This window comes from Clostridium sp. OM05-6BH (assembly GCF_003481635.1).
Lineage (GTDB): Bacteria > Bacillota > Clostridia > Lachnospirales > Lachnospiraceae > Butyribacter.
In genome coordinates this window covers 30808-46157 of record NZ_QULH01000015.1, presented here as the reverse complement: position 1 = coordinate 46157, position 15350 = coordinate 30808, and the positions used below count along the sequence as shown (strand labels likewise).

Here is a 15350-nt window from a genome sequence, read left to right as displayed (position 1 = left end):
TATTTTGCTCCAGACTTTACCACATTCTACAATGGTTTCACACTTGCATCCAGCATTTCTGGAATCGCCATCGAAGGCGTATCTAAATCGAGGTCAGCCAATGCTTCTTCAAAATTCCACCACAATGCATCATTTCTGATGTATGTCTCCAACACTTTCCTAAGATCACTATGTCTTCCGAGCCAATCCCGGAACTTTGAATAGGACGATGAAACACCATGCGCCAAATCGGAACCGTTTCCTATCACATAAAGAGTTGTTGTGGGGGAAGGTTCTAGTTCTCTTCCTGAGGTTATCTCCCAAATCCCTATCTTTTCCAGTAGTTCTGTTTCAAAGTTTCCATAATATTTAGCCCCACATTTAAGAAGGGAGTCTTTGTAACCTTGTCATTATCGTTCTTATTCCATCTTCAAACTTCCATTGTGCATTCCATCCGATACCTTTTAACCTGCATATATCAGGGTTTACGTTTACAATCCCTGTTGCAGGGTATGGCACTGTTCCATAGTGCAACTCGCTTTTACTATGCGTAACATCTATCATCTTTTCAATAAATACTTTTAATGGAGCCGAATATCCTGAGCCAAAATTATAAACTCCTTCGACATTATCTGATTCTATAAGCATACAAAGAGCTTTAACTGCATCATCGATATACAGGAAATCCCACATTTGGATGCACTTTGTCAAATCACAAGGCTCGTTAGAAATCATTTTCTTCAATATAGAAATCACCAAAGTACCTGCATAATCATTTGGTCCATATAAGCTAAAAAACCTTGGTTCTACCAAAACACAATTATGATTCTGGCAGTAATCTTTTGCATACTCATAAAATGCTAACTTATATTTTCCGTATTCCGTGTTAGGCTGTGGATCAACATTCTCCGTTAGCTTTTCCTGTTTAGTCCACAATCCATATTCAGCTTGAGACCCAGCTGTAATAAATCTATTGCATTCAAGGCGTATCATTGCCTGTAAAAAATCAACATTGTATTGTAGATTTGTCTTTTGGAGTTTCTGATTGCTCCGATCCTCCCCACGAGTTCCGTTCCATGCTGTTGCTACAGCGACATCAACTTTTCCATCTATCAAAAAGTCCAACGTACGATAGTCACACATATCACACTTTACAATTGTAATCAAATCACTTTTATTTAAGACGCTTAATTTTTTGCAATCATTTCTGACAATTGCAATTACTTCGTGTCCCTGCCCTAATAATTCGTTCGCAAGAGCTGACCCAATCATGCTTGTTGCTCCGGATATAGCAATTTTCATCCACCTATTCTCCCTTCAGCATTTTAGTCATTTCCATTTTCAAACCTTCTGCATCAATACCAAATTGACGGTATAAGTATCCTGCATGAGCCATTGCTACAAACTTATCAGGAACTCCACACACCTTGAATCTTGTAGATAAATTATTCTCAGCAATTACCAACGATACCATACTACCAAGCCCACCATAAATATTGTGATCCTGTGCAACAATAACGTTTCCCGTTATTGTTGCTTCATAAATTGCATTTTTATCAATCGGCTTAATCGAATACATATCAACAACTCGAATTTTCTTTCCAGTTTCTTCACGAATGCGCTTTGCAGCAGCTACCGCATGCTGAACTATAACACCCGAACAGAGGAAAGCTCCGTCATCACCATCCATTACCAATGTGGAACCACCTGCACATACATCAACATCCTCATCATAAATATTTTCTGTCGGTTCTACACTACTACGAATATACATGGGACCATTATATTTCAATGAATAGTCCAATAAATTTTTAGCCTGATTGGCATCACTCACTTCAAATACCGCAATGTTAGGAATAGATGTCATAATACCGCAGTCCTCAATTGCCCAGTGCGTTGCACCTGAAATTCCTCCAGATACACCAGCATACACACCAATCATACGAACATTTTGATTTCCATAAGCCACATCGGTTCGGCATTGCTCACATGCACGCATAGTTAAGAATGGTGCCATTGAGAACACATAGGGAATAAATCCTTCGCATGCCAAACCAGTGCCAAAGGAAATCATATTCTGCTCTGCTATGCCCGTATTAAATGCCCTATGAGGATTTTCTTCGACAAAATTCTGATTTCTACAAGTTCCAGATAAATCTGCATTGACAACAACAACTTTGTCATTTTTCTTACCCAGTTTACTCATGTATTCGCCAATTATATTACGGAGAAAGCTTTTATTTTCACTCATATATTCCACCTTCTATCATATGCTTCATAAAGGGATTCAACAGATTCTTTTAGCTGTTCATCAGTAATTTTTCCAGCATGCCAACGCACTTCATTCTGCATATATTCAACACCGCACCCCTTAATTGTATGTGCAACAATTACTGTCGGCACATCAGAAGTTACTGGCGGAAGCTGATCAAAACACCTCTTAATTTCTGAAATGTTGTTCCCATCGATTTCAACCACATTCCATCCGAACGCTCTATACTTCGCGGCAATATCTCCTAATCCGGTTACATCTTCAATCGAACCATCAGCTTCTAATCCATTAAAATCGACAATAGCAACTAAATTTCCCAAATTATATTTTACTGCATTTAACGCAGCCTCCCAAATGGATCCTTCCGACTGCTCTCCATCTCCCATAATCGTGTAAACACGGCTAGTATTATTTCCTTTAAGACGCAACCCTGCTGCAATTCCACAAGCTATGGGCATACCATGACCTAAGCTTCCAGTAGAAACCTCAACAAAGGGGTTCACTAGATTGCAGGAGTGCATCGAAAAACGACCCTGATCTGTTGCATATTCGTTGATAACATCTTCAGCTGTAAAGCAGCCAATAGCAGCTTGATTAAAACTTGTAACAGCCGATGCATGTCCTTTCGATAATACAAAACGATCCCTGCTCTCATCCTGAGGATTTTGTGGATTATAATTCATCTGATATTGCCATAGAACAGTCATAATATCAGCAATAGATAAATCTCCACCAATATGAATTACTTCCCTGTTACACAGTTTCAATAGATTCACACGAATCTCCAAAGCAGCCTTTTCCATCTCTTGAATGGTTGTTATTCTCATGCTGTCACCTCCTGTATGTTACGGTGAGCAATGCAAGGTTCTAGATGCCATGCGACACTCTGATAATTTTCTAAAAATCTCCTCTTAATTCATGCCATTACTGGTTCACTGCCTCAATGATTATCTTGGCCATATAGTCAATCATCTCATCAGTCATACCAGGATATACTCCAACCCAAAATGTATTATTCATAATGAAATCAGTGTTGGTTAAATCGCCAAAAACACGATACGCATCCGTACCACGAATCTGATCAAAACAAGGATGTTTAATAAGATTTCCGCTAAATAACAGTCTTGTCTGCACATTATGATTTTCAACATAATGTGTTATCGCATTACGATTTAATCCACAATCTGGTTTTACAGAGATCAAAAAACCAAACCATGATGGATGACTGTTTTTTGCCGGTTCAGGAAGAATCAACTTATCTGAAACAGGTTCCAATGCAGCACGTAAACGATCCCAATTATGACGACGGCGTTCAATAAATGATGGGAACTTCTTTAACTGTTCACAACCAATCGCTGCCTGCATATCCGTAACTTTCAAATTATATCCGAAATGGCTATATACATATTTATGATCGTATCCTGTCGGAAGTTCTCCATATTGTCCATCAAAACGATGTCCACAAAAATTATCTTGACCAGATGGACATACACAATCACGCCCCCAATCCCTAAACGACAATATTAAGCGATTTAATTTTGAATCATTCGTATATACGCAACCACCCTCACCCATTGTCATGTGATGTGGCGGATAAAAACTGGATGTACCTATATCTCCCCAGGTACCAGTAAAACGCGTCTCGCCATTGATAGTATACTTTGTTCCCAGTGCATCACAGTTGTCTTCGACAAGCCATAAATTATGTTCATCACAAAATGCTTTAACTGCCGACAAATCGAAAGGATTTCCAAGTGTATGTGCAATCATGACAGCCTTTGTCTTTGGAGATAATGCTTCTTCCAATTTAGTAACATCAATATTATATTGTGGCACTGTAACATCAACAAACACAGGAACTGCACCATACTGAATTGCAGGAGTAACCGTAGTTGGAAATCCACATGCAACTGTAATAATCTCATCACCTTTCTTAATCTGACGATCACCTAACTCTGGTGCTGTTAGTGCCATAAATGCAATAAGATTTGCAGAAGATCCACTATTAACAAGATGTGCATGTTTTACTCCGATCCATTCTGCAAATTCTTTTTCAAAGCGATCTGCAAATCGTCCGGTAGTCAGCCAAAAATCAAGTGTTGCATCTGTCAAGGCACACATTTCCTTTTCATCGAACACTCGAGCTGCATATGTTATTCTATCTCCTTCTTGAAAAGTTTTTTTATTTTCCTTAAAGTCATGATAATATTCTGTTACCAATGCCTTAATCTGCTCACGTGCTTCTTCTTCATTCTTCCAAGTAGTCATTTATCTCTCCTCCATAAATTCTTTTATTTCTTTGTTCATTTCCGCAGCTACATTTCCACTCGCCAACCATACCTTACTAAAACGACAGGTCATTTCCATACATTCTTCCATATGCCAGCGAGGCTTCCAGCCAAATGTCGACTTTACTTTACTGCAATCAAGTTTCAAGAAATTAGCCTCATGTGGTGCATTATCTTCCGCCTGATTTTCCCATTTTGCTTCTTGTCCCCAACATTTACAAAAAAGATCCACTAACTCACCTGTGGTAACACAATCACAATCATCCGGTCCCACATTGTAATAGCCCTGATACGTTATATCTTCATACTGTTTTTGAGCAATCATAAGATAAACAGCAAGAGGTTCTAACACATGCTGATATGGCCGAGTTGAATATGGATTTCGAACCCCTATCACCTGTCCTTTTTCCATTGCACGAACGCAGTCTGGAATGATTCGATCATTTGCAAAATCACCTCCACCAATAACATTTCCCGCACGTGCCGTAGATATTGCAACACTATTATCTGCAAAAAAACTATTCTTGTAACTATGTGTTACTAGCTCAGAACAACTTTTACTATTAGAATACGGATCAAATCCATCCAGCGGTTCATTCTCTCGGTATCCCCATTCCCATTCATTATTATGATACACTTTGTCCGTTGTGACATTTAACACACTCTTTACGGAATGCGATTGACGAACGCATTCTAAAATGTTTACAGTTCCCATAACATTTGTATCATATGTATATCGCGGATCTTTGTAACTATCGCGTACAATAGGCTGTGCCGCTAAATGAAAAACTATTTCTGGCTGTGCCTCGTCAAACGCTGCCTTAAGTGCGTCATAGTTTCTGATGTCACCAATTATTGAGTGAATTTCCTCTGAAATCCTGGATATATCAAATAATGAAGGGGTTGTTGGTGGATTTGTCGAATAACCGGTTACTATCGCCCCGGCATTTACTAAAATCTTACAAAGCCATGTACCCTTAAATCCTGTATGACCGGTAACAAACACCTTTTTTCCTTTATAAAAAGAAAAATCAATTCGTTTATTCATCAATCAATCCTCCCATTTTTTCCATGGTGCCACTCCCTTAGAGAGTAATTTTTCTAATTCATCCATCTCACGTTTATTATCCATACACTGCCAAAAGCCTCTATGCATATAAGACATTAACTGACCTTCCCCGGCAAGTTTTTCTAAAGGCTCGCGTTCAAATACTGTCTGATCCCCCTCAATATAATTGAAAACTTCTGGTTCAAGAACCATGTATCCCGCATTGATTGGTGCCTCGTCAATCTGACTCTTTTCTCGAAACGATTTAACTGCATTGTCTCCACCAATATCAAGGATTCCTTTTTGTTGCTCCAACATAACTGCTGTTAATGTGGCAACCTTTTCATGTTCTTTATGAAACTCTACCAACTTCTTAATATCCACATCACATACACCATCACCATAAGTCATCATAAAAGTTTCATTTCCTATATATGGCTGAATACGTTTAATTCTTCCTCCTGTCATGGTATGCAGTCCGGTATCAACAACTGTCACCTTCCATGGCTCACAATGCTGTTGATGAATCGTCATTTCATTCTTGCCATTTGTAAAATCAAATGTAATGTCACTATTATGAAGGAAGTAATCTGCAAACCACTCTTTAATCACATGCTGTTTATAGCCCGCACAAATTATAAACTCATTAAAGCCATAATAAGAATATTCCTTCATAATATGCCATAAGATTGGCTGTCCTCCAATTTCTACCATCGGTTTTGGTTTAAACTGTGACTCTTCTGAAATTCGGGTTCCAAAACCACCAGCTAATAACACTACTTTCATTATATTCAGCCTCCAAATTCATGATTAGATTATATAGCAATCCAGCTTTCCGGATAATAATTGCCGTTAATATAGTTCTCCTTTGTATTTTCGTCAACAAAATTTCTTGGACATATCACCTTTTTATCGGAAGAATCATTCAAATATCCACCCCAAAAAGAAAATGTCGAGTTAGCTATAATATTCCCACCAGAGCACTTTGTCATGAGATACATGTCAATTGCTGCACTGTTACCGCCATCCATGTAAATCACATTTCTATTATTAAATAAACCCAATCCTTTTACCTTTTCTATGTCATCAGAAAAAACAAGGTAAATGCAATTAGTATCATCAAAATAGCCTAATGCTTTTTTATAATAATCCAATTTCAAATTAAGAGAAGAAAGCACCAAATAATCAGTAAGCCTGAAGTGAACACTTACTGGCTGTAATCCCTTAAGATCCAATCTTTTAAAAATTGAGTCACCGTCATTTACTATTCCCTGTCTAAACGAGAATTCTACTTTGACCCTGTTTTCCACACTTTTCCAATCCTGATATGTTCCAAAACCATCTATCACGTCGTAATTATTTGAGTCTCTAAGTATCAATAATGTTTTATCACAATGTACCGCACCAGAAAGGCCTTTAAATTGCTTAAAATTATGATAACTTTTCTTTATAAATTCATATACTATTCTGTCTTTATAATATTTGAATTTAGAAAAGTATGTCATTTTCATGCTATTTTTCCAATTAGAAGAATCTATTCGTTTGATACGCTGTGTTAAGGCTCGGATAAATAAATTTCTACTCTCAATTAATTTAATTCCAGAGCAGTTAAAGACATCTAAAAACTGGTAACCTCTTCTGAAATTTTTTAGTTCATTATAAAATACCAATTCTTGATTATTTACTTCCGATAAATACATGAGATTCGCCAATGTTGTCATCTGTGCTCCTAGCTGGTCGCCATGTGCAATTCTACTGTTTGTTAACATTTAGGTTCTCCTTTGTTTGTTAATACTTATTTTTCCTCATATAAAAAAATCACGTGTCTTTTCGTCACTTCTAAATCGCTCTACCGAATCCAAGAGATTAATATCATTTCTGATTTCCAATTCTTGATCTGGAAAAATAGATTTGTGTTCTGTCATGCATTTTTGAATATACTCCTTGCTACTTAATCCCTTATGTTCAGTCACATGCGCATAAGAATTTATTTTATTTTCAACAAATTGTTCATCACCAAGCCAAGAATGATGAAACCCGATAAAATCGTCTATACAATGAATTTCATTCATTAATTCTCCGCATTCACCTTTTTTTCTGAGTTCATCAAAACTCCAAGATATATTTTTATAATACCTTCCAGTCATGACAAACATTCTATAGCTATAATCTGCAGCTCCTCCCCAATTTTTGGAAAATAAATTAAAATAGAACAATGTAAAATACAGTTTTCCTGTAACTATTCCATATTTTTTTGCAGCATCAAATACCATCTTTGCTTTCTTGCTGTCTAAAATTTCATCAATGTCACATAATATAATTATGTCATCATCAGTGATGTTCAAATGTGGAGCTTGAGATATATTTCTTTGAACAGCTTCATTATACCAGGTCTGAGCTCTCAATATATGCCTTTTATAAGAATTTGAAGATATGCGAAATCGAGAAAGTAATAATTTCCCTATTATATTATTTTGAACAAACTGTTTTTTCACATCTACAAATTGATGTACAACATTATCAATTTTATTTTCGTAGTTTTTTTTCTTCGGTCGATAATGAAAGTCCCTGTTTGATTCAGTTATATAAATAGTTCCTCCGTAGTTTCTACTTTCATCTGCAGAAATTCTTAAAATTAAATTTTCATTTAAAAAAGGGCTAAACTGATATATCATTTTTTTCCTCTCATTCTATTAGAGGTAGTGTCAAACACTACCGTGTTTTATTGTCTAATTATATTGCTAAAAACCTCTTGAATAATTTCTTCTCTTAAAATTGCCAATATTGTAATATAAACGGCAGCACCAACTACGACTTTTACCACTAAAGTAATAAATAAATTGTCAAAACTCAGCCAATATATAGTAACAAACATTATTATTGCTGAAATAATTGCTTTCCAGTCCATTTGAATAATATTCTTTAAGCTAATTATTTCACGGCTGAAAATTAAAACCACCAAAAATAAAGCGCCAGAAGAAACAACCGAAGCCACTGATACCCCTACTGATTGCAGCCTTTCAACCATAAACAAATTTAGTATAACATTCAAGATTGCGCCCACACTGATTGCTATATTGTATTGATTCTGTTTATCATTAGATATTAGACACTGTTGTCCAATATAATTAGCCAAAATACTCATCAACACGTTAAATGCCAGAATTTTCAGTAAGACAGCACTTTTCTCATATCCCAAACCAAAGAACAATGGAACAAATTCATCTGATATGCAAATAATCCCCACCGTCACTACAATGGCAACAACTGATGCATAGTGTAACGTTTTAAACATAAATTTTTTTGATTTCTCGTTGCTGGCATTATGGTTCAAATATGTAACTCTAGGCATTACAACGTTGCTGATTGAATTAATCACCGAACCACATAAAGAACATATTTTAGATGCTTGTTCGTATACACCGACTTCATAACTATTGGCAAATGCCCCCAATACCGTCTTATCCGCTGAGGTAAATATAGTATTTACAATTCCTGGTACAAAATAAATTAAAGATTTTATTGTATGTTTTAATATATTCTTAAAAGACACCTTAGATGAAATAATGTATTTTTTTACTGTTGGAAAAACCACGATATAGCTGATTACATTTGATAGTTGCATAATTATAGCATAAATTAGAAAATCTTTTTCTGATTTAACTAGTATAATAATTAAAACAATATTAACTAATCTAACTGCAATATTTCTTAACGCAGTGGTTTTAAAGTCCTCCATCCCCATTAGAAACCATGTCGAATCAATCCCCGTGGAGATAATATTCATAATCATAATTGCACACAGAATCTTATTACCACTGGAAGTCCACACAAAAGATATTGTATAAACAATAATACATGTCACCATTAAAAAAAACTTTGCAATCATTATTTCCTTAAACAACGTACTTATATATTTTTTATCTGCTCTATTTGCAGACACCTTTAGCATACCATAAAGGGAAAATCCTAATGCCTCTATTAAAACAAAATAGGAGCTATTTGCCAAAGCATATGAATAATCTCCAATAAGTTCAGCCGACAATACACGCGCAACATATGGTGATAATATCAGGGGAACTATAAACGATACAATCTGATTTAATATATTATAAAAAATATTAATAGAAATCTTTTTCTCCTGCATTAGCTAATCTCCTATAATTATATCTGCCATACGATTTACATATGAATCAATAGAAAAATTACTTTTATATAGATCGCTTTGCAAATATTCGTTTATATTGCTAATAATTTCTTTATATTTATTCTTATCCATGCTATGTAAATATAAGTACAATTCATCCAATGAATCAAATTTTCTGTAATCAATAAAAGTATTCTCTGGAACAAATCTTGATATATCTTCTGCACCATAATAAACAGGAACACAACCCGAAAAAAAGGCATCGAAAATTTTTTCAGTTATATATCCAGACTTACTTTTCATATTTTCAAAACAGATTGAAAATTTATATTTCGCCATTGTATGAAGCTTATCCTCTACTTTTCCACGATAACTTTTTCGGTCCGACTTGTTCCAACCAAAACCATATAGGTCAAATTCTATATTGTTTTGTTCAAAATACTGTATTATATTTAATCTCTCAGAATATAGTTCATATTTGTCAGTACTATGTTTATTTCCACATATCATTGTGATAAATTTCTTATTTTCATAAGGAGTATCCAATAGCTTTTTAGGCATTGCCTGCGGATAAAAAAATTGAAAGTACCTTTTATTATCAACCATTCTTTCATCCCATGTTAAAATTTTATCGAACCATTTATGATTCTTTTTATCGTATGAAGCCCTAAAAACTGTAGGAGGCTCCTGGATAATCAAAATTGCTTTGCATTTTCTGTTCAATTTGCTGTATTTATAGAAATAATCCTTCTCCCATTTTTTCTTGAATATATATTTCAACCAATCAGTTAATCTATTCATAGTCAACCTGGAAGCATTATTCAAATCTTGGAACAACCAAACATCAATTTCCTCTTTATTATCATACATATCCACTGTATGATATTCATGTCCCAATTCTTCTAAACGCTCTCTTAATTTTATCCCCGGTAATAATAAATTTTGACCTATGCTACACATAGCTGGATCAAATAATTTATCGTTTGAATATGACTCACCATATGGGGTTACAATTGCAATCTTCATCTATTTCTTCACCTTTTTTGTTAATTTATAAGCTAAACTTGCCGGTCTCGAAAATATATCTGCAATTCGAAGCATCCTTTCATACTTGAAAGTACTAATTTTTGATACTTTCAATTCTTGATGCATTCTTTCAAGATATCTTACAGATTTTTTATAACTAATACATTTTGAAGTTTCTCTTGCTAACAATCGTCTAAAATACCATTTGAAATATTCAGTTCTTCCTAGCTCATCTTCTTTTAAAAGATTTCCGTAGTATTCATCATTCGACAAAAAATGAATTAACTTAATCAACATTTCTTCTAAGTTTGATGAACTATCCTGACTTTTGTAAATTCTATAGTCTAATAATGTTTTTGGTATTTCAGCTATTGTTCCACCTTTTTTTTCTAACTCCATATATATAACAACATCGATACACGGACCAGGTGTCGACAATATGGTAATGTTATTATTTTTTATAAATTCTGTTCTATATACAGTTGCCGGAAAAGTAAAACTCTTTTGCTTATTTAAATACTCATGGAAAAATTGCTCATGACAAAATGTACGCTCTACATATTTTTCTTCATTTATAATTTTGGTATATTCACCATCCTCGTCAATATTATTAGCGAGACACGATACTGCCATACAATCTTCATGATCATCTAAATAAGTAACTTCTTCTTTCAATAGATTATCATGTAAAATATCATCATCGTGAAAAATTGCAAAATAATCACCATCGCAATTTTTGAATGCATAGGATATGTTTCCAATTCCTCCAAGGTTATGTTCATGCCTAATATAATTAACTCTCTTATCTTCAATAGACTTAACATACTCTTCTGTTCCATCGTTCGAACAATTATCCAAAACATTAAGTATGAAATCTGAATATGTCTGATTCAGAATACTTTCTATAGCAGATTTAAGATAGTTTACTCTATTGTATGTTAGAATAAAAATCACTACTTTAGTTTGCATTTTTACCCCCTTCATCTAAATAACAGGAATATTTATACCCTATCAATATTGCTGAATAAGTTGCTGAAATAGCCTCAGTAAATGTATGTCCACCTAATATACTATACGAAATCATACATATAAGAGCTATATTGAGAAACAAATTTTCGGTCATATCCATACATTTCCATGAAAATGAGCGAATAACAAAATAATAAACTTCTATGGCCACAAAAATACCATAAGCAAATATAATTTCGAAGAGATCCATTTCTACAGCAATTGCAAAATTCGTACGACCTACTCCAAATAATAATTTCAAAGCAGTTAGCCCTTTGCCAGAAATAGTATTCCACTCATTCAATAACATATTACTTCTTCCACTAGAAAGATACTCCCATATAGTATTAGTTTTCAAAGCTTTTTCTATGAAATATGTATGATAATCAATATATCCTAACATATCACTGGCAAAATATTTTGAAACAAAACAATATGCCACAATCGCTGTAACTATAATAGTAATAACTGTTCGAATTCTGTGTTTTGAATAGAATAATATTAACGCAATTACAACAGCTCCAACATAAAGATACGGGGATTTTGTTCCTAACAAGACAACTGCAATAATATTCAACAAAGTCACAATCAAATATTTTTTTTCACCTCTTGAAAAATACAAGCTCAAAACAAACTGAATTACAAAAATAATTGACATTGCATTAACCGAAGAATATAAACCTGCTAACGAATCGTTTGCCACGTTACTCACATTAATTGCTTTACATAGTAATAAAGAGAGTGGCACAAACCAACAGCTAAATTTCCAAAAATTTTCAAAACTGTCTTTTCTTATCGTTCCATTCTTTGAATAGTTAATTAACATTTGTGTTTCGGATAAAAATAGTATTAATTTCATTCCAAAATTCAAGCCCACCATCGCATTACTACTCGTAAAAATCATTCCAGTAATTACAGATTGAATTAAAATATATCCTTCAATAAAAAAGAATGCATATGTTGTCTTTTTTTCTTTCAATGGTATCCGTCTTGTACAAAGATACGAATTGACTAATATTAAAAGTATTCTAATAACCTGACCAATCGGAAAAATCTCTCCATAATAACCATTAAGTAAATCTATGAGCGGCGCAAAAAACATAGAAAAGATTATATATTTTTTTATACTAAGTGTTTTTTTCCCTATAATGTGCGGTGTGCTAATTACTATTTTCATTAAATACCTCATTTATCTGTTCAGCCATTTTACAAGGTGTAAAATTCATTGCCATTCTCTTACAGCAATCTTCATAACCTATTTTACCATTCTTAATAATTGATTTGATTTTATTTGCATACTGTTTTGCATCATATCCATCTACAATATATCCCGTTTTCCCATCTTTTATTACATACGATATATCACCAACATCTGTAGATACCACAGGAACACCCATATATAAACTTTCCAATACCACTAAGGACATCGCCTCATTCTCAGACGCAAAAACAAAAACGTCGGAATATTTCAATACTGTTGCAATTTGCACGCGATTGAGTAACCCCAAAAAAACAACTCTATCAGATATTCCTAGATATTTAGCTTTTTCTTCTAATGCATCTTTTTCCTCTCCATCGCCACAAATCAATATATCAATATCAAATCCTTCTTCAATTAATTTGTATGCTACATCAACAAGAAAATCCATTCGTTTTACACGGCTTATCCTCCCAACAGTAACCAGATGTTTTCTATTTGATAATATAGGAATGGAGTCTTCATCTACGACAAGTTTTGTATCAAATGAAGAATGGATAGTAATGCTTTTTTTATTTACAATTTCCTTCATTTTGGGCTGTTGTTCAAGATACAATTCTTTTGATCTGTCAGCGGCCCAGATAACTCTATTGCTTTTCTCGATAGTTCTTGAAATTATTTTCCAATAACAGTCTGTAAATAGTTGGATTCTAAAAATTGGAAATCTTGAAATTCGTAGTGTTTGGCATGGATCACCATGAACATGATAAACACATCTTATATTCTTTCTCCAAAAAGGAATTGCTAATTCAGCTGAATGAATATAATGGTAATCTGCATTAATCTTTTCTATTTTTTTCCAATATTTTCTTATTCCATATACCATTCTTAGTCTGAAGGGCACGTGAGTTTTTTCCTTATCGGCAAGCACCTGCGAAACGGGAAGAAATTTATAAACAAGATTTCCTATCTTTTTATCACTCCATTTCCCAACCTTGTCAGACTCGTTGAACGACATCCCTACAAGATAATACTCAATCATCTCACTCTTATTTGCTGATAAAAAATTATTCAGCAACATTACTTCTCCACCGTTAGGTAAAGAAAAATAATCACATACCGCATATACCAATACTCGTTTCATTTGTTTTCCTCTTTGTTCTCATTTTTTTTTGCGCTAAATCTTGGTACAAAACCATTACGTTCGACAAAATAATATATCTCATTAAGCATCTGGTAATTAACTTCAGCACTGTATTTGTCTTGATATATCTTATATATTTTGTCATAATTCAAAGATAATTCTTGCATCTTTACAACAATACTAACAATTTCATCTACAGAATTTAACGGAAACTTATAACCTGTTACGCCATTCTCTACAACAGTAGCACAATTGCCCACATCACTACATAGTACAGGGGTTCCAACAGTATACGCTTCTACAATACTCATCGGAAACCCTTCATACCATTGAGTCGGCAATACAAGTGCCTGGCTATTTGCTATTATCTTTAGGATGTCAGCATTTGGCACAAATCCACGCATTTCAATGTTCACATCATTTTCTCTAATGAAGGACTTACACCAATCTTCCATAGGCCCCGTACCACAAACAATCAGCTTAGGCGCATGAACTCCCATGCGCTTCCACGCTTCAAACAGAAAATCAATTCCTTTTAGCTTGTCTAGCCTTCCCGCAAAAACAAATTGATTCTTTCTGTCTTTCTTTGAGATACATTTATTTTTACTTTCAACAAAATTAGGCTTTACAAATACTCTTTCCGGTTTAATTTGCTTTAATTCCAATATTTTATTCTTATTAAATTCAGTCAAACAAATATAATTGATTTTTCCGTAAATTCCTGTCATTCGATGAAATACTGTATTAATGACACATGCCAATGTCTGAATTTTACTTCCACGATAACAATTATGTTTCACTGCACACTGCAAACCATGCTTCAAACAATCTTCACAAATATGCCCATCTCTATAAAAAGTTGCACCAGGACAAAGCAATCTAAAATTGTGGATAGTCTGCACCACTGGTACTTTCATAGATCTTGCCGCATAATAGACTGCTGGGCTTACCAGATTAAGTGTATTATGAACATGAACTACTTCTATATCCTCTTCTTTTATCAACTTCTTGATATCTCTGTATGTTCTTGGATTAAACACCGTTGTAACTGTAAGAGAAAGTTTCTGTAGTTTTGACATTTGCTTTAAATCAGCATTATTACGGCTGTATAAAAAAACTTTATGACCATGCTTCTCAAGCATTTTCATTTCATTAACAACAACTGTATCCTCTCCACCTGGAATCTGGTAATAATTATGTACAAACAAAATATTTTGTTTTTTTTTGTCCACGGTCATTA

General features: G+C 34.1%; 14 protein-coding genes. All 14 read right to left on the bottom strand.

Annotated features, from left to right (window positions below):
- Nucleotides 1–360 precede the first annotated feature (360 nt).
- Nucleotides 361–1281 carry an NAD(P)-dependent oxidoreductase gene (locus DXB73_RS11405; protein WP_118691202.1) on the bottom strand — a complete coding sequence of 307 codons (921 nt, stop codon included), beginning with the start codon at nt 1279–1281 and terminating at the stop codon, nt 361–363.
- A 4-nt stretch (nt 1282–1285) separates the two neighbouring features.
- Entirely contained in the window at nt 1286–2230 is a 945-nt protein-coding gene (locus DXB73_RS11400) for a transketolase C-terminal domain-containing protein (protein WP_118691201.1), read from the bottom strand.
- Nucleotides 2227–3078: a transketolase gene (locus DXB73_RS11395; RefSeq protein WP_118691200.1), complete on the bottom strand. Its 852-nt coding sequence runs from the start codon at nt 3076–3078 to the stop codon at nt 2227–2229. The genes DXB73_RS11400 and DXB73_RS11395 overlap by 4 nt, the downstream gene beginning before the upstream one ends.
- A 97-nt stretch (nt 3079–3175) precedes the next feature.
- The gene (gene rfbH / locus DXB73_RS11390; protein ID WP_118691199.1) at nt 3176–4519 is read right to left on the bottom strand and encodes a lipopolysaccharide biosynthesis protein RfbH; all 1344 of its coding nucleotides are present in this window, start codon (nt 4517–4519) and stop codon (nt 3176–3178) included.
- Nucleotides 4520–5587, bottom strand: coding sequence for a CDP-glucose 4,6-dehydratase (gene rfbG, locus DXB73_RS11385; protein WP_118691198.1), 1068 nt, complete (start codon nt 5585–5587; stop codon nt 4520–4522).
- 3 nt (nt 5588–5590) lie between these two features.
- Nucleotides 5591–6373: a glucose-1-phosphate cytidylyltransferase gene (gene rfbF / locus DXB73_RS11380; protein WP_118691197.1), complete on the bottom strand. Its 783-nt coding sequence runs from the start codon at nt 6371–6373 to the stop codon at nt 5591–5593.
- Nucleotides 6374–6402: 29 nt separating this feature from the next.
- On the bottom strand, nt 6403–7356 hold the full coding sequence (locus DXB73_RS11375; RefSeq protein ID WP_118691196.1) for an alpha-1,2-fucosyltransferase: 954 nt from the start codon (nt 7354–7356) through the stop codon (nt 6403–6405).
- A 36-nt stretch (nt 7357–7392) separates the two neighbouring features.
- On the bottom strand, nt 7393–8262 hold the full coding sequence (locus DXB73_RS11370) for a hypothetical protein (RefSeq protein ID WP_118691195.1): 870 nt from the start codon (nt 8260–8262) through the stop codon (nt 7393–7395).
- Nucleotides 8263–8309: 47 nt separating this feature from the next.
- Nucleotides 8310–9734 carry an oligosaccharide flippase family protein gene (locus DXB73_RS11365; RefSeq protein ID WP_118691194.1) on the bottom strand — a complete coding sequence of 475 codons (1425 nt, stop codon included), beginning with the start codon at nt 9732–9734 and terminating at the stop codon, nt 8310–8312.
- A gap of 3 nt (nt 9735–9737) precedes the next feature.
- Complete coding sequence (locus DXB73_RS11360) at nt 9738–10760, bottom strand: glycosyltransferase family 10 (RefSeq protein WP_118691193.1); 1023 nt, start codon at nt 10758–10760, stop codon at nt 9738–9740.
- Nucleotides 10761–11729 (bottom strand): glycosyltransferase, encoded by a 969-nt coding sequence (locus DXB73_RS11355; RefSeq protein ID WP_182448323.1) that lies wholly within the window; start codon nt 11727–11729, stop codon nt 10761–10763.
- The gene (locus DXB73_RS11350) at nt 11719–12945 is read right to left on the bottom strand and encodes a hypothetical protein (RefSeq protein ID WP_118691191.1); all 1227 of its coding nucleotides are present in this window, start codon (nt 12943–12945) and stop codon (nt 11719–11721) included. Before DXB73_RS11350 ends, DXB73_RS11355 begins: the two co-directional genes overlap by 11 nt.
- A complete protein-coding gene (locus DXB73_RS11345; RefSeq protein ID WP_118691190.1) occupies nt 12929–14110 on the bottom strand; it encodes a glycosyltransferase family 4 protein in 1182 nt (393 codons plus the stop codon). The genes DXB73_RS11350 and DXB73_RS11345 overlap by 17 nt, the downstream gene beginning before the upstream one ends.
- Nucleotides 14107–15348 (bottom strand): glycosyltransferase family 4 protein, encoded by a 1242-nt coding sequence (locus DXB73_RS11340; RefSeq protein ID WP_118691189.1) that lies wholly within the window; start codon nt 15346–15348, stop codon nt 14107–14109. The genes DXB73_RS11345 and DXB73_RS11340 overlap by 4 nt, the downstream gene beginning before the upstream one ends.
- Nucleotides 15349–15350 lie beyond the last annotated feature (2 nt).